We start from the raw sequence: 20393 nt of genomic DNA, 5'->3' as shown, positions 1-20393 counted from the left end.
TGTCGTGTAACTTGGCTTGTACAAGCACTTTTGTGTCAAAAATCACAACAGATACAGCGTTGCACGCTTGTCGATAAGCGGAAAGGGTAGCTTTCAATACTTCTGCTTGTTCCGCTGTTGGGTAAATTTTGATTTTGGCTGTTAACGTCATGTCCATTTGTCTCACCTCTCTTTCACTAAATATATTATATAATATATTATATCATATTTTTTAGTGATACAAAAACAAAAAAAGCGATTCCTCCCCCACTTACTCCCTTTGGTCGTTGAAGTGGGGGTCTCCTCGCCAAAGACGATGAAAGGAGCGCCGTTTTTGTTCCTTGATGAGCCAACTCTTGGCCTTGATGTTGAGTCGCAACATCATATCCGAACCATGTTAACGGAAGAAAACCAATGGTGGAAAGCCGTTCTCATCACCACCCACGACATTCCTTTTGCCCACGCCGTTGGAAATAAGTTTGTCTTTATTCAAGGCGGAAAAATCGTTTGGAGCGGCACGAAAGAACATTTTTCAACTCCAGCCGACCTTGAAACTCATTTTTTGGCCGCTATTCGTTCCAACCTATCCGTCTAAGGAGGTGAGTCGGTTGCCCCTGCAAATCTTGAATGTAGTATTGGCTTCCTTTTTGAAAAAAAGGGCAGAGTATCGTCGGTATTGGTTCGATTTTACCGTTGGCCTTATCATTAAATTTGTCTTTTTTCTCGGTACGCTGTACGCAAGCCCGATACAAACCGGAAAGGAAGCGACGCTCAAACTGTTCGGTTTCAGCCTTTGGTACTTAAGCGCTCATTTGATCTCAAAGCTCGGCAACACGGTGATCGAGGAAGCGTATCTCGGCACGGCAGAGCAGGTACTTTCCACCAAGACTCCCCCATGGCAAGTTTTAATGGGCGTAGTGATCGCGGAAATCGCATTATCATCCGTGTGGGTAGTGCTCTTTTTCATCTGTGCGGCTTTGATGATTGGATTTTCCGAAATTCTCTCGGGAATATTATCCATGATAACGGAGATCGTCGTATTTGGCGGCGTAAGCCTAATCGGGATGACGGGAATCGGTGTGTTCATTTTAGGACTGTCCCTTCGCTTAAAACAAGTCGGAGCCGTTACCGAGGTGCTGCTTTATTATTTATTAATCTTCTCAGGTTTTTTTCTATCTTCGAATGTATTGCCGACAGCGTTTCATATTCTCAACTACTTTTCTCCCCTTTCTTGGGCCGTGCAAGGAGTGAATGAAGGATGGCCCGTATTCTTTCCTGCTCTCGGCATCTCGCTATTATGGCTGGCCATGGGCTCATTGGTCTTGAAGCAACAATGGCATTGGGCGAGAAAAAACGGAAAAATCGGAAGCTACGTATAAAAGAGCGGACGTTATCCCTCACATTTCGCACCCTTTCGGCGAAAACGGATTTGTTGCGGACGGTCACGATCCGCGGCGAACCCCATTCCGTCATCGAAGCCATTGAGCGGCAAATGTACCATTATTCGTATCATATCGGGCAAATCGTCTATATCGCGAAACAGCTGAACGCAAACAACTGGAAAACACTGACCATACCAAGAAATCGAAAAACAACATAGGCAACTCCTTACTCGAATCATCTTGCAAACGCCATCCGCCCCTCAGAACCGTCAGCCGATAAAGGTGGATGGCTTCTTTTTGTTGTTTGTTGTTCCTTCCCAATCATACCTATCGGGATCGCAGTCATCGTCTGGAAAGTTTCACAATGCCGACCAACAAACAAACCATCCCCGCTCCCCACGCCATCCCCGCCTTGCCAAGAAGGAGGGAGATTTCTTCGGATGCCTGCACATGGGTAAGATCAAACTTGATTGCTCTCAATGCAAAGTAGGCGGCAATAGAGAACAGCAGAAAATGAGCAAAAATCCAATGCCATGCGGAACGACGCGACCGGTCCTTCCGCCAAAGAAAAACAACCGTTATGATGGCGACCAACATCACGCCGGAAAAACCACCAATGAGCAAATCCATCACATCTTCTTCCATGGGCAAGTGTTTATGCATGTTTTCGACCCCTTTCATCAAGGTGAGGTAATATTTTATACTTCTCTTTCCATTCCCCCTCTCCCTTTTTCCAAATATTCAAACACTCATCACAATCATCTTCGAGCAGAGAGTTCATGCGTTATTCGGCAATAAGAAAAGGTGTCCTATCTCTTTTGGGACACTCATTTGATAAGTTCGAATTTTCGAACAAAATTGCCGAACATTTGGAGAAAATGGACGAAATCTTGGCACGCTTCCCCTATCAAATCTCTTTAGGAGCTGTTGAAGCATGTTTATTTCTTCCAACCGTTTATTCGCAAATTCTGAGGAAGTCGACTTTTCAAATTGAGAACTTGCTTGTTTTAAATGTTCTTTCACTTTATCACCACCCCCTCTTCTTCACCATTATTACTTGGCACGATTTTTGCGTTTCATAGTAGGCGAAACCAAAAAACTTTATAAGGAGATGGTGAGAAATGAAAGCCGCCGTTGTTCACAAATTCAAGCAAAAACTTCAAATTGAAGAAGTGGAGAAACCAAAACTAGGATATGGCGAAGTGCTTGTGAAAATTGAAGCTTGTGGCGTCTGCCATACCGATTTGCATGCGGCTCATGGGGATTGGCCGGTAAAACCGAAACTTCCACTTATTCCTGGTCATGAAGGGGTAGGAATTGTTGTTGAGATCGGTGAGGGAGTGAAATCAATCCAAATTGGCGACCGTGTTGGCATTCCATGGTTATACTCAGCATGCGGTGAATGTGAATATTGTTTAAGCGGTCAAGAAACACTTTGTCCACATCAATTAAACGGTGGATACTCTGTCGATGGCAGTTATGCAGAATATTGCAAAGCCCCGGCCAATTATGTCGCACGAATTCCTAAAAACCTCGATCCCGTACAAGTTGCTCCTATTCTTTGTGCTGGGGTCACAACGTATAAAGCATTAAAAGTTTCAAATGCCAAGCCTGGCGAATGGGTCGCTATTTATGGAATCGGGGGATTGGGCCATATTGCTCTTCAATATGCCAAGGCAATGGGATTAAATGTTGTTGCTGTTGATATCAGTGATGAAAAGGCAGAACTTGCGGCAAAGTTGGGTGCTGATATTACGATCAATGGATTGCAAGAAGACCCTGTAGCAGTCATTCGTGAAAAAGTAGGCGGAGTACAAGCGGCTATTAGCGTTGCTGTAACGAAAAAAGCGTTCGAACAAGCTTATCAATCCGTGCGACGCGGCGGCTGCCTTGTCATAGTTGGACTGCCTCACGATGAACTGCCGATTCCTATTTTTGACACTGTATTAAATGGCGTTACGATAAAAGGTTCGATCGTCGGTACACGAAAAGATATGCAAGAAGCTCTAGATTTCGCCGCACGCGGAAAAGTTCGCCCTATTGTGGAAGCGGTACCATTGGAAAAAATTAACGAAGTATTTGAACGGATGGAAAAAGGTCAAATCAATGGCCGCGTTGTTTTAACAATGTAACACAAAGCAGCAGAAGAACAACCCTAAATTTCCTAGAGGAACGATGGAAAATAGCGATTTTTTCGGCATTGTCTGTTTTTGGTTTAGGAGTGGATTGATATCATAAGGTTTCCCATTTTGAGAAATCGACCTGTTCCACCACAACGCCTATCATCTGCTTTCTAGAAAACATTACGGTGCCTATTATATCAAGCTCTTAGGGGACGATTCCCCCTCCCCTAAGAGCAGCTACTTTATAAGACGCAATGGCCATAAGAGTATATCTGAATGGAAAATAGCTTAATTTAAACATCTTTCTGAAACTTTATGACACAAGGAGGAATGCAAATGATTTACAGCAAACCAGGCGAAAAAGATGCAAAAGTTCAATTCAAAGCAAGATACGATAACTATATTAACGGAGAATGGGTGCCGCCTATTTCGGGTCGATATTTCCAAAATATTACACCCATAACAGGAGAAGTATTTTGTGAAGTAGCACGCTCGCAGGCTGAGGATATTGAATTGGCGTTAGATGCAGCACACGCGGCAAAAGAAGCTTGGGGAAAAACATCACCGGCTGACAGAGCGTTGATTTTAAATAAAATCGCTGATCGAATGGAAGAAAACTTAGAAATGTTAGCGGTTGCCGAAACATGGGATAACGGCAAACCAATCCGTGAAACATTAAACGCTGACCTTCCTTTAGCCATCGATCATTTTCGTTATTTCGCTGGAGCCATACGCGCTCAAGAAGGAACAATCAGCCAAATTGACGACGATACGATCGCGTACCATTTTTATGAACCACTCGGCGTTGTCGGGCAAATTATCCCATGGAATTTTCCATTATTGATGGCAGCATGGAAAATTGCTCCTGCGCTTGCTGCCGGAAACTGCATTGTGCTAAAACCAGCTGAACAAACTCCAGCATCGATTATGGTGCTTATGGAGTTGATTGGTGATCTGTTGCCGCCTGGAGTGCTCAATGTTGTCAACGGGTTCGGGTTAGAAGCTGGCAAACCATTAGCTTCTAGTCCACGTATCGCCAAAATCGCATTTACCGGTGAAACAACGACAGGGCGGCTGATTATGCAGTACGCTTCACAAAATATTATTCCTGTTACACTGGAATTGGGCGGCAAATCCCCAAACATCTTCTTTCCTGATGTAATGGAAAAAGACGATGACTTTTTAGATAAAGCGATTGAAGGATTTGTCATGTTCGCTTTAAACCAGGGCGAGGTTTGTACGTGCCCTTCTCGTGCTCTCATCCATGAGTCCATTTATGACGAATTTATGGAGCGCGCTCTTGAACGCGTGAAAAAGATTCGAACAGGAAATCCACTTGATACAAGCACAATGATGGGAGCACAAGCTTCAGCAGAACAAATGGAAAAAATTCTTGCATACATTGATATTGGAAAACAAGAGGGCGCCGAATGCCTAATTGGCGGCGAAAAAAACATAATCCCTGGATTCGAAAACGGGTATTATATCAAGCCAACTGTATTTAAAGGACATAATAAAATGCGCATTTTCCAAGAAGAAATTTTCGGTCCAGTAGTCTCAGTAACAACGTTTAAAGATGAACAGGAGGCTTTGGAGATTGCTAATGATACGTTGTACGGCCTTGGTGCCGGGGTATGGACGAGAAACATCAACTTGGCCTATCGTTTCGGAAGAGGCATTCAGGCAGGAAGAGTTTGGACAAATTGCTATCATGCTTATCCGGCCCATGCTGCTTTTGGAGGATATAAACAATCTGGGATCGGTCGTGAAACCCATCATATGATGTTAGCGCACTATCAACAAACGAAAAATTTACTCGTTAGCTACAATCCAAAACCATTAGGATTTTTCTGATCAATCAAGCAACAAAAAGCTGATCCGAAAGCCATTTACGCTTTTGGATCAGCTCCTTTTTCTTTTAATAAATATCTCAATGTTCGTACGCTGATATTTAATCGCTCTGCTGCTTCTTTACGATTTCCTAACGTTTCTTTTAACATTTTCATTACAAAAGATCGGCCGATTTTAGTTTCTAGTTCTTTCACTGAAGATATTACTTGTTCAAGATCTAATCGATCACTGTTTTTCCATAGTGCTAGCACACCATTCATCCATTTTTGCAAATAAGCTTCTAAGTCTTCTACTTCATCTTTTGTACTTCGCTTGTTATTCGACACTTGCCCTAAATGCAACGGAACCTTAAGCTTCTCCGGCAAATAATCAACGGTGATCACCTCTGTTTCTCCTTCCGCTAGAGTTATCGCCCTTTTAACAACATTATACAATTCTCTCACATTCCCCGGCCAATGATACTGTTTCATACGGGAAATACAGTCCTCTGAAAACGATAGAGGTGTATTTAGTTTTTTTAAAAAATAATCAATCAAAATTGGAAGATCTTCGAGCCGCTCTCGAAGCGGAGGAATGGTAAGTTTCACAACATCTAATCTATATAATAAATCCTCTCTAAACGTCTTCTCCTCGACCGCTTTTGCCAGATTGACATGCGAAGCAGCAATAATGCGTGTATTCGTTTTGCGGATCGTTTCACCCCCGACTCGAATATACTCCCCTGTTTCTAGCACTCTTAACAGTTTTACTTGCGTCGCGAGAGACGCTTCTCCAATTTCATCTAAAAATAACGTGCCACGGTTAGCAATTTCAAAAATCCCCTTTTTCTCCTTTACCGCTCCTGTGAACGCTCCTTTTTCATGTCCAAACAATTCGCTTTCTAACAGTGTTTCCGAAACAGCGCCACAATTCACCCCAATAAAAGGCTGGTCATAGCGCATGCTCGCGTTGTGGATAAAATGAGCGAGCACTTCTTTTCCAGTCCCCGTCTCTCCTTCAATCAACACGTTCACATTTTTTTTCGCAATTTTATAAGCCAATTTAAGCAAATCATTCATCTCTTTATTTGTTCCAACAATGAAACCGAGCGTCTCAGCCAGCTTATACATATCATCTTGGGATGAAAGAGGACCATCACTTAATAATTCATCGATTAATCGCTCTAACTGTTCAATATCGTCAAACGGCTTTTCAATATAGTCGTTTGCTCCATGTTTAATCGCTTCAACCGCTGTCTTTACTGTGCTATAGCCTGTCATTACAACAGCTTTACAAGAAGGACATGAGCGTTTTAACTGTTTTAATAAATTTAAACCATTTGCATCTGGAAGTTTCACATCGATGAAAGCAAGATCAAACTTGTATTGTTGAATCAACTGAAAAAAATCTTCCCCACTAAATCCAAGCTTAACCTTGTTCCCTCTTCCTTCTAATAAATGTTGGAAAAACGTCCCAACTTCCCTTTCATCATCAATAACTAAAATATTCCCCACTCATCTCCCCCCTTATTTCTTTTTTGGAAGTTTTAATATAAACTCACTTCCTTTACCAAGTTCGCTGACCACCTCAATCGTTCCACCATGCGCCTCAGCAATCCCTAAACTGACAGACAGCCCAAGTCCGGTTCCCTTCCCTGGCCTCTTCGTTGTAAAAAATGGATTAAAAATCTCCTGTAAATATTGTTCTTCTATTCCTTTTCCGTTGTCACGAACCGATAGAACAACCCAACGCTCTCCAGCTTCAACGATCGACTTTGTTTCTATAACAATGATTTTCTCTGGAATATCTATCTCTTCAAGCGCATCTTTAGCATTTATTAATAAATTTAAAACTATTTGGCTTATCTGTTGTACGTTTCCCTCAATCAATTCAATGGAAACGTCTAATCTTTTTTGAATAATAATATTTTGTTTACAAATTTGATCACCAATTAACCCTAATACTTGTTCAACGGCATCATTTATAGAACAGTCCTCGAATCTATATTCATCTTGCCTTGAAAATGTTAATAAATTTTGAATAATAGTTTTACAACGCTTCCCGCATGAATAAATATCAAATAGCAGTTTATATATACGATCATCTTTTGAAAAAGACCTCAACAACAGTTGGGCATTGCCAAGAATGGCGGTGAGAGGGTTATTCAATTCGTGCGCAATTCCAGCAGCCATTTCCCCAATTGCAGCTAACTTTCCTGATTGAACAAGTTGGGCTTCAATCTGCAATTTTTCAGTAATGTCATTGAGATACATAATAACAGCATACATATTTTGTTTTTCATTTAAGACGGGATAAGAACGCAATTCACATACCCGCTGTTGGATGTGAATACGCCGATGAACAGGTTTTTTTGTTTCTAAAATTTCCACGATCGGGCTTTCCTTCGGATTGATTGATAACAATTTACATATATCCTTTTTATACAAGTCACCTTGAAAAAATTCGTTAGCTGCATCGTTATATCGCAAAACATTCCCTTCTAGGTCGATGAGGAATATCATTTCTGAAACAGCACGGAACGTTTCTTCCCATTCTTTTTTACTGGTAAGTACTTCATTATAAAGACGGGCATTTTCAATGCAAACTGCCAGTTGGTCGCAAAATTGCTGAAAAAAGGACAGATCATTTTCATCATACACCACTTTTTCCTTGCTTTCTATACTCAGTACCCCGATCACCTTCCCTTTGCTAATAAGGGGGATCAATAACACACTGCGAATTCCCAAGGCGTTATATACAGCTACTTCGACATACAAATCTTCGTCTTCTTCTATTTGATAAAAAATTTTTTCGAGCGATTGTATGACTTGCCAATAGAGCGATCGCTCTTTTGGCAAAACAAAACCAATAGGAAAATACAAAGAGTGAGCGGGATATACATTTGTTAACACTAATTTATGATTTTCACATAACGATAAGCTGATTCGTTCCACTGGAAAAATTGTTTTCAATTTATCTATACTATTTTTTAACATTTCATCCATTGACATATCAATATTAAAACTTTTGGTAATATCGTTAATAATCTCCAACTGCATATTTTTCTTTTTTAACTCTATCACCATCTTTTTTAATTCTGTGTAATAACTTTTTTTCGAAGATTGAACTCCTGTTAAAAGGCTAATGAGCTGTTGCCGGTCATTCATTTTGTTTACCACGCCTTTCTGAATATTCCTTCAATTTCTTCTACAGTGATATCACGAGGGTTGGTGATCATACATGCGTCATGAAAGGCAACCAAACTCATTTTCCGTATTTCTTCTTGTTTCACTCCTATATCAGATAATCGCTGTGGCACCCCAATATCCTCTGCCAATTGTTTTACATATTCAATTGTTTTTCTTCCCGCTTCCATATAAGACATGCCACGAGTATCCATTCCGAGAAAACAAGCAATATCAGCAAATTTTTTCGGATTCGCCAACAGATTGAACTCCATCACATGCGGAAGCAATATAGAGTTTATATCCCCATGAAGAAGAGGATACCTTCCCCCGACAGCATGGGACATTGCATGAACAGCGCCTAAAATCGCGTTAGAAAAAGCCAATCCTGCCTGCAAACTCGCCATTGCCATATTGGTTTTTGCCTCTTGGTTGATTTTAGAGGCGACAGAAGGGCGCAAATATTTTCCTACTAAAGAAATAGCGTTTTGAGCTTGAACGTCTGTAAGCGGTGTAGCTGCTAGACTTACATACGCCTCAATGCCATGCGTTAAAACATCTAATCCTGTTGAGGCAGTTAAATGAGCGCTTTTTGTCGACAATGTTTCTGGATCAATAATTGCAATATCAGGAATAAGAGATCGGGAAATGATCGTCATCTTTTTTTTCTCTTTTGTATTAACAATAACAGAAAATTGGGATACTTCTGATCCTGACCCTGCTGTTGTTGGAACCATCACTTGAGGAGGAAGGGGCAATTGAATTTTATCCACTCCCTCATATTCATGAATTTGTCCCCCGTTTGTAGCAAGAATGGCGACAGCCTTTGCGGCATCAATAGAACTGCCTCCACCGATTCCAATGATAGCATCGCATTCATTCTCAAGATATGCTTCACAGCCTTTTTTTACTTCTTCGTCCTTTGGATTTATTGTTACATCACAAAATGTCGTGTATTTTAATCCTACTTGCCTGCAACTCTTAATGACAACATCGAGCCAACCAGCTTCCGTAACACCTGGATCGCTGACAATCAACACATTTGTCGCACCAAGCCTTAGACAACTTTCCCCTACTTGATGAATGGAACCGTTACCAAAAATCACTTCGGGCATCACGAACTTATGAATGTTCATCCTCGTGCCCCCTTATTGGCCATCTTCTTTTTATTGCTCAACAACTTTATGTTTTAAGCACTCATTCGACATCTGGATGAAAAATCCTCCTGATTTTCTGCACGAGAAGGAGAAATGGGAGATCAAGACGAAAATCCCTCTATGATTAATGACACACTTGGCAAACATGGTGAGCACTGCCTGCAAACAAAAATCCTGACACTGTCCGACCTTTATAGGACGCAACACCCCGGATATGTTCGTTCTTCTCAATGTCGTTCCAATACAATCTCGTCTACATTCACCGACACATCATTTTAGTACATCGCAACGGCTTTCTCACTTTTACCGTTACCGCACCACCTGTAAGCATACCATTATTCATATCATATCAGACAAATCGTCTATATTATCAAACATCTGAACGCCGATCGCTGGGAGACACTGACCATCCCGAAAAAAGAAGCCGCTCAGCCCTTCTGCCAAAAAAGCGAGCGCCAGTCCTCATGAATGAAGACGGCGCTCGCTTCGTTGGTAAAGGGGACATCGCTTGTTCACTTTTGCTGCATCTTAAACTGCAAAAACAGTTCGTTGTAGTAGGCGAGCATGTGTTTTCCTAAGTTTTCGTACACTTCGAGATGCCCTGCTGAATCCAAATCGGGGTAAAAGCGCCGATCGCCCGCGATGTCTTTTGGCAAATAGCGAAGCGCCTTTTTATTCGGCGTCGAATAGCCGACATACTCGGCGTTTTGCGCCGCGTGTTTCGGGTCGAGCATAAAGTTGATGAACGCGTGCGCTCCTTCGATGTTTTTCGCTGTTTTCGGAATGACCATGTTGTCAAACCATAAGTTGGAGCCTTCTTTCGGCACGACATAGTCGAGCTTGTCGTTTTCGGCAATGATTTCGGCCGCGTCGCCTGACCAGACGACGCCGATGGCCGCTTCCTCGTCGGCGAGAAGCAGCTTGATTTCATCGCCGACAATCGCCTTCACGTTCGGCATGAGCCGATCGAGCTTCCGCTTGGCTTCTTGTAAGTGGGCTTTGTTCGTGTCATTGAGCGAATAGCCGAGGCTGTTTAGCGCCATCCCCATCACTTCGCGCGCCCCGTCGACAAGCAAAATTTGATTGCGCAAGCTTGGATCCCATAAGTCGTTCCAGCTTGTGATGGTCTTGCCGCCAAGCATCTCGCGGTTGTAGACGATGCCGACCGTCCCCCAAAAATACGGCACGGAATACCGGTTGTGCGGGTCAAACGGCAAGTTGAGGAACCGCGGTTCGATATATTGTAAATTCGGCAGCTTGTCGTGATCGAGCGGCAACAGCAAGTTTTCCTCGATCATTTTGCTGATGGCGTAATCGGATGGAACGGCGACGTCAAACGTTGCCCCGCCTTGGGCGATTTTCGCCATCATCGCTTCGTTGGAATCGAATGTTTGGTAAATCACTTTCCACCCTGTCTCTTTTTCAAACTCCCGAATGAGCGCTGGGTCGATGTAATCGCCCCAGTTGTAAACGGTCACCGTTTTGCCTCCGCCGTACCCTTCCGCTTCGTTCAGCCGATGAGTGACAAACATCAGGACGAACGCGGCGATAAACACGGCCGCAAATCCTTGGACAAGCCGTTTCACCTACTTTCGCCCCCCTATCCCGTACATTCGGCCGCCTTTTTGGCTGAGCACGTAATAGCCGATGACGAGCAGCATGGTAAATAAAAACAGAAGCGTCGACAATGCGTTGATCGACAAGGAAATGCCTTGGCGCGCCCGCGAATAAATTTCCACCGACAGCGTCGAGAACCCATTTCCCGTGACAAAAAAGGTCACGGCAAAGTCATCGAGCGAATACGTAAGCGCCATGAAAAAGCCCGCCCATATGCTTGGCGCCAAAAACGGCAGCACCACACCGGACAGCACTTGCCAATGACTGGCTCCTAAATCTCTAGCCGCATCAATCAGCGTCGGGCTCATTTCCTCGAGTTTCGGCAGCACCATCAACACGACAATCGGCACGCTGAACGCGATATGAGACAACAGCACGGACGTAAAGCCGAGCTTGATGCCAGCGATTGTAAACAGCAGCAAAAACGAAGCGCCGATGATGACATCGGGGCTGACGATCAGCACGTTGTTGAGGGCGAGAAGAGCGTTTTTCGTCCGTTGCCGCTTGACATAGTAAACGGCGAGCGCCCCGATGACCCCAAGTATCGTCGCGACCGCCGCCGACAGCAGCGCAATGACGATTGTATTCAAAACGATGATGAGCAAGCGGTCGTCGGACAGCACGTCGCGGTACCACTTGAGCGTGAACGATTGAAAATCGTGCATCGTCCCGCCGCTGTTGAACGAATAATACATCAAATACACAATCGGCGTATACATCACGGCAAACACGGCTAACAGGTACACACGTCCCCACCAATGCGTCCGTTTCATCGGCTTCCCTCTTTTCTTCCGCTTCCTGTCAGGACGACGATGACCGCCATCGCGATCATTAACACAACAGCGATCGTCGCCCCCATTCCCCAATCTTGGGTGACGAGGAAGTGCTGCTCAATGGCCGTGCCGAGCGTAATGACGCGGTTGCCCGCAATGAGGCGCGTAATCATAAACAGCGACAACGCCGGGATAAACACCGCCTGGCAGCCGGCCTTCACCCCGCCAAGCGTGAGCGGGAAGACGACGCGGCGGAACGTCGTCCAAGCCGAAGCGCCCAAATCGCGGGCGGCATCGACAAGCGATGGCGGCAGCTCCTCCAGCGCGTTGAAAATCGGCAGCACCATAAACGGAATAAAAATGTACACCGACACAAAGACAAAACTGAAATCGGTGAACAACAGCTGCCGCGCCCCGAGGCCGATCGCCTGCAAAAAAGCGTTGGCCAGTCCATATGTGCCGAACAGCCCTAAAAACGCATACACCTTCAGCAGCAAATTCACCCACATCGGCAAAATAAGCAACAACAGCCATAACTGCTTGTGGCGCGTCTTCGTCAGCCAATAGGCGGTCGGATAGCCGATGAGCAGTGACACAAGCGTGATTAAAAACGCATACCAAAACGAATACGCCATCATTTTCAAATAAATGGGCGTCCACACGGATTTGTAGTTGGACAACGTCCAATGGCCGTCAAGATCCAAAAACGATTCATACACCAAAAAGACAATCGGGGCCACGACAAACAGCACAAGCCAAATGCCATAAGGGATTAAATACCATTTCCGCCACGCCCGTTCCGTCATGCGTCCTCATCCTCCTTTTCGACTCGCATGACGTGAATCGCTTCCGGTTCAAAACGAAGGCCGACCGTTTCCCCGACTTCGGCCTTTTTCGTCGAATGGACAAGCCATTCGTTGCCGTTTTCGTCATAGCCGCAAATTTCATAATGGACACCGCGGAATAAGAGCGAATCGACGCGGATGACGATCTGCCCATCTTCCGGCGCCGCGAGCTCCAAATCTTCCGGGCGGATGACGACATCGACCGGTTCGTTTGGCGCGAAGCCGCGGTCAACACACGCAAACTGTTTGCCGGCAAATTCGACGAGGAAATCATCGATCATGCGCCCTGACAAAATGTTCGATTCGCCAATGAAATCGGCGACGAATCGATTGACAGGCTCGTCGTAAATGTCTTTCGGCGTCCCAAACTGCTGAATTTTTCCTTTATTTAGAACAAAAATGTAATCGGACATCGCCAACGCTTCTTCTTGATCATGCGTGACAAAAATGAACGTAATCCCTAAGCGGCGCTGCAGTTCGCGAAGTTCATACTGCATTTCCGTGCGCAGCTTCAAATCCAAGGCCGAGAGCGGCTCATCCAAGAGCAACACTTCTGGCTCATTCACAATCGCCCGCGCAATCGCGACGCGCTGGCGTTGGCCGCCGGACATCTCTTGAATGCGGCGGCGCTCATAGCCTTCCAAGTTGACAAACCGGAGCGCTTCGCTCACTTTCTCGCGAATGTCGGTTTCTTTCATTTTTTTCACGCGCAAACCAAACGCAACGTTTTCAAACACATCGAGATGAGGGAACAACGCATAGTCTTGAAAAACAGTGTTGACTTGCCGTTTGTTCGGCGGGACGTTTTGAATCGGCTTCCCGTGGAAATAAATCGTTCCTTCCGTCGGTTCGATAAACCCGGCAATCAGCCGCAAAATCGTCGTCTTCCCGCACCCTGACGGGCCAAGCAGCGTATAAAACTTCCCGCGCTCCATCGCAAAACTGACATCATCCAGTACGGCTGCGCCGTCGTATTCCTTCGTCACTCGCTCGAAGCGGATGATTTCTCCGTTCACTTTCAGCCCCCCATCTTCTTGATGTTCACTATTCCTAATTAGAACATAGGAGAGTAGAAAGTGCAACGGAAAAATATGCTTTCCGCCATGTCGGCGACTAAAAAACAAAAAGCGGCTGACTATTCCGCAGAACAGCTTCCAATTTTGCCCGCAATGCGGAAAGCCGCTGTCTCATTGATCGTTTTTTCAAATTTCCTTGCTTCACCGTATTGAATAATTTCAAAAAATACATTAAATTATATAGTAATAGTCAAGACGAAATAAACAACCGCATACGGACATTCTTATCAAGAGAGGGGGAGGGACTGGCCCGGTGAACCCTCAGCAACCTGGCCGCGGCCAAGGTGCTAAATCCAGACAGGCAACAGCCTGGAAGATAAGAAGAAGCGAACGAAAAGTCTTCTTCTTAGAAGGCTTTTTTCTTTTACTACAACGAAATGGGGGAATCAAACGTGGGGCTGCTCGATGAGTTGAAACAACGCATTCTCATCGCCGACGGAGCGATGGGGACGCTGTTATATTCGCATGGCGTCGACCGTTGTTTTGAAGAATTGAATCTATCGAATCCAGACGAAATCATTCATATTCATGAAGCGTATATCGCGGCGGGCGCCGATGTCATTCAGACGAATACATACGGCGCCAACTATGTGAAACTCGCGCGCTACGGCTTGCAAGACGAGGTGCCGGCGATCAATCGGGCCGCTGTAAGACTGGCGAAGCAAGCAGCCAATGGGGGGGCGTACGTGCTCGGAACGATCGGAGGGCTGCGCACGTTAAACAAAAGCGTCGTACCGCTTGACGAAGTGAAACGGACGTTTCGCGAGCAGCTGTTTGTGCTGCTTGCCGAAGGGGTTGATGGTGTGCTGCTGGAGACGTATTACGATTTGGAAGAGTTGGAGACGGTGCTTGCCATCGCGCGCAAAGAGACGGACTTGCCGATTATCGCCCATGTGTCGCTCCATGAAGTCGGCGTTTTGCAAGACGGCACGCCGCTCGCGGACGCCCTTAGCCGCCTGGAGGCGCTCGGGGCCGATGTTGTCGGGCTCAACTGCCGGCTTGGTCCGCACTATATGATTCAGTCGCTTGAGGAAGTGCCCCTGCCCAATCGCGCATTTTTGTCGGCGTATCCGAACGCGAGCCTCCCGGATTACCGCGACGGCCGGCTTGTCTATGAAACGAACGCGGAATATTTTGAAGAGGCGGCCAAAGCGTTCCGCGATCAAGGGGTGCGCTTGATCGGCGGGTGCTGCGGCACGACGCCGAAACATATTGAGGCAATGGCAAAGGCGCTCGCCGACCGGACGCCGGTGACGGAAAAAACGGTGAAGCGGCGCACGGCATCTGTATCGGTGCAAGCCGATCGGCCCGCGCCGACTCCGCTTCCCGAGCTCGCCCGCACGCGCCGCTCGGTCATTGTGGAGCTGGATCCGCCGAAAAAATTGGGGATTGACAAGTTTCTTGCTGGGGCGAAAGCGCTCCATGACGCCGGCATCGACGCGCTGACGTTAGCTGACAACTCACTTGCCACGCCGCGCATCAGCAACGCCGCCGTCGCCACGATCGTGAAAGAGCGGCTCGGCGTCCGCCCGCTCGTGCATATTACGTGCCGCGACCGCAACTTGATCGGCCTGCAGTCGCATTTGATGGGGTTGCATACGCTCGGCATCACCGACGTGCTCGCCATTACCGGCGACCCGTCGAAAATCGGCGATTTCCCGGGAGCGACGTCCGTGTATGATGTGTCGTCATTCGATCTCATCCGCTTGATCAGCCAATTCAACGAGGGATTATCGTACTCGGGCAAACCGCTCGGGCAAAAAACGAACTTCTCGATCGGTGCGGCCTTCAATCCGAACGTCCGCCATTTGGATAAAGCGGTCGAGCGAATGGAGAAAAAAATTCAATGCGGCGCTCACTATTTCTTGACCCAACCGGTTTACTCGGAAGAAAAAATCGTGCAAATATATGAAGCAACGAAACATCTCGCCACGCCGATCTACATTGGCATTATGCCGCTGGTAAGCGCGCGCAACGCCGAGTTTTTGCACCATGAAGTGCCGGGGATCACCCTGTCGGACGAGATTCGCGCCCGCATGGCGGCGTGCGGCGGCGACCCGGTGCAAGCAGCCAAGGAAGGCATCGCTATCGCCAAATCGCTCATTGACGCTGCGTTTGATTTGTTTAACGGCATTTATTTGATCACGCCGTTCTTGCGCTACGACATGACGGTCGAGCTCGTCCGCTACATCCATGAAAAAGAAGCGGCCGCCAAAGAAAGGAAGGTTGTTCATGGCTAACATCACCTTAGAACAGCAGCTGCAGCGAAAAATTCTCGTCATTGACGGCGCGATGGGGACGATGATCCAAAGCGCCAACCTATCAGCCGCCGATTTTGGCGGCGAGGCGTATGAAGGGTGCAACGAATATTTGACCCTCACCGCCCCGCCTGTCATCCGCCGCATTCACGAAGCGTATTTGGAAGCGGGCGCTGACATCATTGAAACGAACACGTTCGGGGCGACGCGCATTGTGCTCGATGAATACAACCTCGGGCATTTGGCGCTCGAGTTGAACATCGAAGCGGCCAAGCTCGCCAAACAAGCGGCGGAGGCGTTCTCAACTCCCGACTGGCCGCGCTTTGTCGCCGGGTCGATGGGGCCGACGACGAAGACGTTGTCGGTGACAGGCGGCGCGACCTTTGAGGAACTCGTCGCCGCCTATGAAGAACAAGCGCGCGGGCTGCTGTTGGGCGGCGTCGATCTTCTGTTGCTGGAGACGTGCCAAGATACGTTGAACGTAAAAGCTGGATTTCTCGGCATTTCCAAGGCGTTTGAGGCGGTCGGCCGCCGCGTGCCGCTCATGATTTCCGGCACGATCGAGCCGATGGGCACGACGCTCGCCGGCCAGGCGATCGATGCGTTTTTCATCTCGGTGCGCCATATGAAGCCGATCGCCGTCGGCTTAAACTGCGCGACCGGCCCGGAGTTTATGACCGACCATTTGCGGACGCTCGCCTCGCTTGCGGATACGGCGGTCAGCTGCTATCCGAACGCCGGGCTGCCGGATGAAGAAGGCCGCTACCATGAAACGCCGGAGATGTTGGCAGAGAAAATCCGCCGCTTTGCCGAAAAGGGATGGATCAACATCGTCGGCGGGTGTTGCGGCACGACGCCGGACCATATTCGCGCCATCGCCGAAGCGGTGCGCGGCATCCCGCCGCGGGCGATCCCGTCTTCGTTTGACGTCCACGCCGTCTCCGGCATCGAGGCGCTCATTTATGAGGAAACGATGCGCCCGCTCTTTGTCGGCGAGCGGACAAACGTCATCGGCTCGCGCAAATTCAAGCGCCTCATCGCCGAAGGGAAATACGAAGAAGCGGCGGAAATCGCCCGCGCACAAGTGAAAAACGGCGCCCATGTCATCGACATTTGCCTCGCCGACCCAGACCGCGACGAACTCCATGACATGGAGCAGTTCGTCCGCGAAGTCGTGAAAAAAGTGAAAGTGCCGCTTGTCATCGATTCAACCGACGAGCGCGTCATCGAGCGCGCCCTCACCTACTCGCAAGGGAAAGCGATCATCAATTCGATCAACTTGGAAGACGGCGAGGAGCGGTTTGCGAAAGTCGTTCCTCTCTTGCACAAATACGGCGCCGCTGTCGTCGTCGGCACGATCGATGAACAAGGAATGGCGGTCACCGCCGAACGGAAGCTGGAAATTGCCTTGCGTTCGTATGACTTGCTCGTTAACCGCTACGGGGTGCCGGCGCGCGACATCATTTTCGATCCGCTCGTCTTCCCGGTCGGCACCGGTGATGAGCAATACATCGGCGCGGCGAACGAAACGATCAAAGGCATTCGCCTCATTAAAGAGCAACTGCCGGAGTGCTTGACGATGCTCGGCATCAGCAACGTCTCGTTCGGCTTGCCGCCGGCCGGGCGCGAGGTGCTCAACTCCGTCTTTTTGTACCATTGCACGCAAGCTGGGCTCGATTATGCGATCGTCAACACTGAGAAGCTTGAGCGGTTCGCCTCGATTCCGGAAGAGGAAGTGCGGATGGCCGAAGCGCTTTTGTTTGACACGAGCGATGAAACATTAAACACCTTTATCGAATTTTACCGAAGCAAAATCACCGCCGCCAAGCCGGCTGAGGAGAACTTGAGCTTGGAAGAGCGGCTCGCCCGCTACGTCATTGAAGGGTCGAAAGACGGGCTCATTCCCGATTTAGAGAAGGCGCTTGAGACCTACTCCGATCCGCTGTCGATCATCAACGGTCCGCTTATGGCCGGCATGGATGAAGTCGGGCGGCTGTTCAACAACAACCAGCTCATCGTCGCCGAAGTATTGCAAAGCGCGGAAGTGATGAAAGCGGCCGTCGCCTTTTTAGAGCCGTATATGGAAAAGAAAGAAGGAAGCACAAAAGGAAAAGTCATTCTCGCCACCGTCAAAGGCGATGTCCATGACATCGGCAAAAACTTGGTCGACATCATTTTAAGCAACAACGGCTACGAGGTGATCGACCTCGGCATTAAAGTCGCTCCGCAGCAACTCATTGAAGCGGTGCGCGAACATCAGCCCGACATCATCGGGTTGTCGGGCTTGCTTGTCAAATCGGCCCAACAGATGGTCGTCACCGCCCAAGATTTGCGGCAAGCCGGCATCTCAACGCCCATTTTAGTCGGCGGCGCCGCCTTGACGCGCAAATTTACCGAAAACAAAATCGCACCCGAATACGACGGCATCGTCTTGTACGCGAAAGACGCCATGGACGGGCTCGCGCTCGCCAACCAACTCCAGCAAGGCGAAATTGACTACAAGAAAAAAGAAGCAGCCGAAAGCGAGCCGACGCGGCCAACGGCGGTCGCCACCGCGTTCAAATCGAACGTCTCGACCGACGTTCCCGTCTACATCCCGGCCGACCTCGAGCGCCACGTGCTGCGAAACGTGCCGCTTGACCATGTGTTGCCGTACGTCAACTGGCAAATGGTGCTCGGCCACCACCTCGGCTTGAAAGGAAAAGTGAAGCGGCTGCTTGAAGAACGGGACGAAAAAGCGTTGGCGTTAAAAGCGGTCGTCGACGAACTCGTTGCCGAAGCGAAAGAACGCGGCTGGATTCAACCCGCCGGCGTCTACCGCTTCTTCCCGGCGCAAAGCGACGGCAACCGCGTCTACGTTTACGATCCGGTTGATCACAAAACCGTGCTCGAGACATTCGACTTCCCGCGCCAACCGCGGGCGCCGCATCTTTGCCTCGCCGATTATTTGAAATCGAAAGAAAGCGGCGAAATGGATTACGTCGGCTTGTTCGCCGTCACGGCCGGGCATGGCGTCCGCGAACTCGCCCAACAGTGGAAAGACGAAGGCGAATTTTTGAAAAGCCACGCCATCCAGGCGCTGGCGCTCGAGATTGCCGAAGGATTCGCCGAACGAATCCACCAAATTATGCGCGACCGCTGGGGCTTCCCGGACGATCCGGATTTCACGATGGAAGAGCGCTTTGCCGCCAAATACCAAGGCCAGCGCTACTCGTTCGGCTACCCGGCCTGTCCGAACTTGGAAGATCAAGAAAAGCTGTTCCGCCTGCTTCATCCAGAAGACATCGGCATCCGCCTCACCGACGGCTACATGATGGAGCCCGAAGCATCAGTTTCGGCGATCGTCTTCGCCCATCCGGAAGCGCGGTATTTCAATGTGTTATAAGCGAAATGAGAAACGAGCTGGGCTATGTGAACCAGCTCGTTTGCTTTTTTACGCACCAACCCTCGGCCGCTCCATTGGAACGTTTCCCGTTTTGCAGCAAAAAAAGACGGGGGATTGGCGCTCTGGGAAAATCGCGATGCGGATGGAAACGTGGGCGGAAAAACGATGACCAACGGCTTCTTCATTGTTCATGATCCCTCCCTCTTCACACATAATTCTCCTCCTCCGTCCCATACTAACAATGACAATATCCGTCAAGGAGGGACCACGATGGTCACAAAGCAACAAACAACGCTGCCCCCGCAGCACCAGACGCGCCAGCCCGGCCTGCAAACGGAGATGAACCCGCAGCCGGTCACGATCAAAGACAGTTATAAAGGAAGCGGCAAGCTCAAAAACAAAACCGCCATCATCAGCGGCGGCGACAGCGGCATCGGCCGCGCGGTCGCGGTTCATTTCGCCAAAGAAGGGGCCGATGTGGCGATTCTCTATCTCAACGAACATGAAGATGCCGACGAAACGAAACGGCTCGTCGAGCAGGAAGGAAGACGGTGTCTGGCCATTGCGGGAGACATTGGCGATGAAGCGTTTTGCAAAGAGGCGGTGAAACAGACGATCGAAGCGTTCGGCAAGCTTGACATCGTCGTCAACAACGCCGCCGAGCAGCACCCGCAGCCGAATACGTTCGTGCGAAACGTTTTTTCCAGCTGCGCGGCGGTGATGTTGAGAAAATTCGGCTGCGGGTGCTGCTCGGCGGCGTTGTTGACGACGATGTCAAGCATG

At 48.3% G+C, this 20393-nt stretch carries 19 protein-coding genes, 3 pseudogenes and 1 riboswitch; of the genes and pseudogenes, 10 read left to right on the top strand and 12 right to left on the bottom strand.

Annotation, left to right across the window (positions count from 1 at the left end; genetic code table 11):
* The coding region (locus DI44_RS17790) for a helix-turn-helix domain-containing protein (RefSeq protein WP_157832554.1) at window positions 1–157 on the bottom strand (157 nt) is incomplete at its 3' end.
* Window positions 158–313: 156 nt separating this feature from the next.
* On the opposite strand from DI44_RS17790, the gene DI44_RS12540 reads away from it, so the two are divergent.
* From DI44_RS12540 to DI44_RS18620, 3 genes are read left to right on the top strand one after another with little or no spacing between them, the layout of a single operon-like run.
* Window positions 314–574, top strand: coding sequence for a hypothetical protein (locus DI44_RS12540; protein WP_241766367.1), 261 nt, complete (start codon window positions 314–316; stop codon window positions 572–574).
* Window positions 575–578: 4 nt separating this feature from the next.
* On the top strand, window positions 579–1358 hold the full coding sequence (locus tag DI44_RS12545) for an ABC transporter permease (RefSeq protein WP_241766366.1): 780 nt from the start codon (window positions 579–581) through the stop codon (window positions 1356–1358).
* Window positions 1277–1579, top strand: a complete 303-nt coding sequence (locus DI44_RS18620) for a DUF1572 family protein (RefSeq protein ID WP_320055227.1) — start codon at window positions 1277–1279, stop codon at window positions 1577–1579. Before DI44_RS12545 ends, DI44_RS18620 begins: the two co-directional genes overlap by 82 nt.
* Window positions 1580–1703: 124 nt before the next feature.
* Here DI44_RS18620 and DI44_RS12555 read toward each other — a convergent pair whose 3' ends face one another.
* Window positions 1704–2024, bottom strand: a complete 321-nt coding sequence (locus DI44_RS12555; RefSeq protein WP_033024845.1) for a hypothetical protein — start codon at window positions 2022–2024, stop codon at window positions 1704–1706.
* A gap of 114 nt (window positions 2025–2138) precedes the next feature.
* Window positions 2139–2384, bottom strand: coding sequence for a hypothetical protein (locus DI44_RS18615; RefSeq protein ID WP_128082655.1), 246 nt, complete (start codon window positions 2382–2384; stop codon window positions 2139–2141).
* Window positions 2385–2482: 98 nt separating this feature from the next.
* Between DI44_RS18615 and adhP the strand changes: the two genes are divergently transcribed.
* Together adhP and adh are read left to right on the top strand one after the other, a co-directional pair.
* Window positions 2483–3493, top strand: coding sequence for an alcohol dehydrogenase AdhP (adhP, locus tag DI44_RS12565; RefSeq protein WP_033024844.1), 1011 nt, complete (start codon window positions 2483–2485; stop codon window positions 3491–3493).
* Between the two features lie 327 nt (window positions 3494–3820).
* Window positions 3821–5338, top strand: coding sequence for an aldehyde dehydrogenase (adh, locus tag DI44_RS12570; RefSeq protein ID WP_033024843.1), 1518 nt, complete (start codon window positions 3821–3823; stop codon window positions 5336–5338).
* A gap of 35 nt (window positions 5339–5373) precedes the next feature.
* On the opposite strand, the gene DI44_RS12575 is transcribed toward adh, so the two are convergent.
* Genes DI44_RS12575 through DI44_RS12585 form a run of 3 tightly spaced genes read right to left on the bottom strand, consistent with a single transcriptional unit; the run spans window position 5374 to window position 9635 of the window.
* Window positions 5374–6828 carry a sigma-54 dependent transcriptional regulator gene (locus DI44_RS12575; protein WP_011230232.1) on the bottom strand — a complete coding sequence of 485 codons (1455 nt, stop codon included), beginning with the start codon at window positions 6826–6828 and terminating at the stop codon, window positions 5374–5376.
* A gap of 12 nt (window positions 6829–6840) precedes the next feature.
* A complete protein-coding gene (locus DI44_RS12580) occupies window positions 6841–8481 on the bottom strand; it encodes a GAF domain-containing sensor histidine kinase (RefSeq protein WP_033024850.1) in 1641 nt (546 codons plus the stop codon).
* 5 nt (window positions 8482–8486) lie between these two features.
* Window positions 8487–9635, bottom strand: a complete 1149-nt coding sequence (locus tag DI44_RS12585) for an iron-containing alcohol dehydrogenase (protein WP_011230230.1) — start codon at window positions 9633–9635, stop codon at window positions 8487–8489.
* Between the two features lie 363 nt (window positions 9636–9998).
* Between DI44_RS12585 and DI44_RS17785 the strand changes: the two are divergent.
* Window positions 9999–10124, top strand: a pseudogene (locus DI44_RS17785) (DUF1572 family protein); the annotation flags it as partial.
* Window positions 10125–10168: 44 nt separating this feature from the next.
* Here the strand turns inward: DI44_RS17785 and DI44_RS12590 are convergent.
* Genes DI44_RS12590 through DI44_RS12605 form a run of 4 tightly spaced genes read right to left on the bottom strand, consistent with a single transcriptional unit; the run spans window position 10169 to window position 13907 of the window.
* Window positions 10169–11242 carry an ABC transporter substrate-binding protein gene (locus tag DI44_RS12590; protein WP_033024842.1) on the bottom strand — a complete coding sequence of 358 codons (1074 nt, stop codon included), beginning with the start codon at window positions 11240–11242 and terminating at the stop codon, window positions 10169–10171.
* Entirely contained in the window at window positions 11243–12046 is an 804-nt protein-coding gene (locus DI44_RS12595) for an ABC transporter permease (RefSeq protein WP_033024841.1), read from the bottom strand.
* Entirely contained in the window at window positions 12043–12852 is an 810-nt protein-coding gene (locus DI44_RS12600) for an ABC transporter permease (protein ID WP_033024840.1), read from the bottom strand. Before DI44_RS12600 ends, DI44_RS12595 begins: the two co-directional genes overlap by 4 nt.
* The gene (locus DI44_RS12605; RefSeq protein ID WP_033024839.1) at window positions 12849–13907 is read right to left on the bottom strand and encodes an ABC transporter ATP-binding protein; all 1059 of its coding nucleotides are present in this window, start codon (window positions 13905–13907) and stop codon (window positions 12849–12851) included. The genes DI44_RS12600 and DI44_RS12605 overlap by 4 nt, the downstream gene beginning before the upstream one ends.
* Before the next feature lie 60 nt (window positions 13908–13967).
* Here DI44_RS12605 and DI44_RS18970 point away from each other — a divergent pair, with 60 nt between their 5' ends.
* The 3 genes from DI44_RS18970 to metH all read left to right on the top strand — a co-directional run bounded on the left by DI44_RS18970 (window position 13968) and on the right by metH (window position 19610).
* Window positions 13968–14120 carry a hypothetical protein gene (locus tag DI44_RS18970; protein WP_157807507.1) on the top strand — a complete coding sequence of 51 codons (153 nt, stop codon included), beginning with the start codon at window positions 13968–13970 and terminating at the stop codon, window positions 14118–14120.
* Window positions 14121–14188: 68 nt separating this feature from the next.
* A riboswitch (SAM riboswitch) is annotated at window positions 14189–14290 on the top strand.
* Window positions 14291–14359: 69 nt separating this feature from the next.
* The gene (locus tag DI44_RS12610; RefSeq protein WP_033024838.1) at window positions 14360–16207 is read left to right on the top strand and encodes a bifunctional homocysteine S-methyltransferase/methylenetetrahydrofolate reductase; all 1848 of its coding nucleotides are present in this window, start codon (window positions 14360–14362) and stop codon (window positions 16205–16207) included.
* Window positions 16200–19610, top strand: a complete 3411-nt coding sequence (gene metH, locus DI44_RS12615; protein ID WP_033024837.1) for a methionine synthase — start codon at window positions 16200–16202, stop codon at window positions 19608–19610. Before DI44_RS12610 ends, metH begins: the two co-directional genes overlap by 8 nt.
* A gap of 48 nt (window positions 19611–19658) precedes the next feature.
* Here the strand turns inward: metH and DI44_RS18965 are convergent, their stop codons facing one another.
* Window positions 19659–19802, bottom strand: coding sequence for a hypothetical protein (locus DI44_RS18965; RefSeq protein WP_156485826.1), 144 nt, complete (start codon window positions 19800–19802; stop codon window positions 19659–19661).
* Here DI44_RS18965 and DI44_RS19705 point away from each other — a divergent pair.
* Window positions 19776–20261, top strand: a pseudogene (locus DI44_RS19705) (SDR family NAD(P)-dependent oxidoreductase); the annotation flags it as partial. The gene DI44_RS18965 and the pseudogene DI44_RS19705 sit on opposite strands and share 27 nt — an antisense overlap.
* Here the strand turns inward: DI44_RS19705 and DI44_RS18610 are convergent.
* A pseudogene (locus DI44_RS18610) lies at window positions 20225–20392 on the bottom strand (NAD(P)-dependent oxidoreductase); the annotation flags it as partial. The pseudogenes DI44_RS19705 and DI44_RS18610 sit on opposite strands and share 37 nt — an antisense overlap.
* Between the last annotated feature and the right edge of the window lies 1 nt (window position 20393).

The sequence above is a fragment of the Geobacillus sp. CAMR5420 genome (assembly GCF_000691465.1).
In the GTDB taxonomy this organism is placed as follows: Bacteria; Bacillota; Bacilli; order Bacillales; family Anoxybacillaceae; genus Geobacillus; species Geobacillus thermoleovorans.
This window is presented reverse-complemented; position numbering and strand designations above follow the sequence as displayed.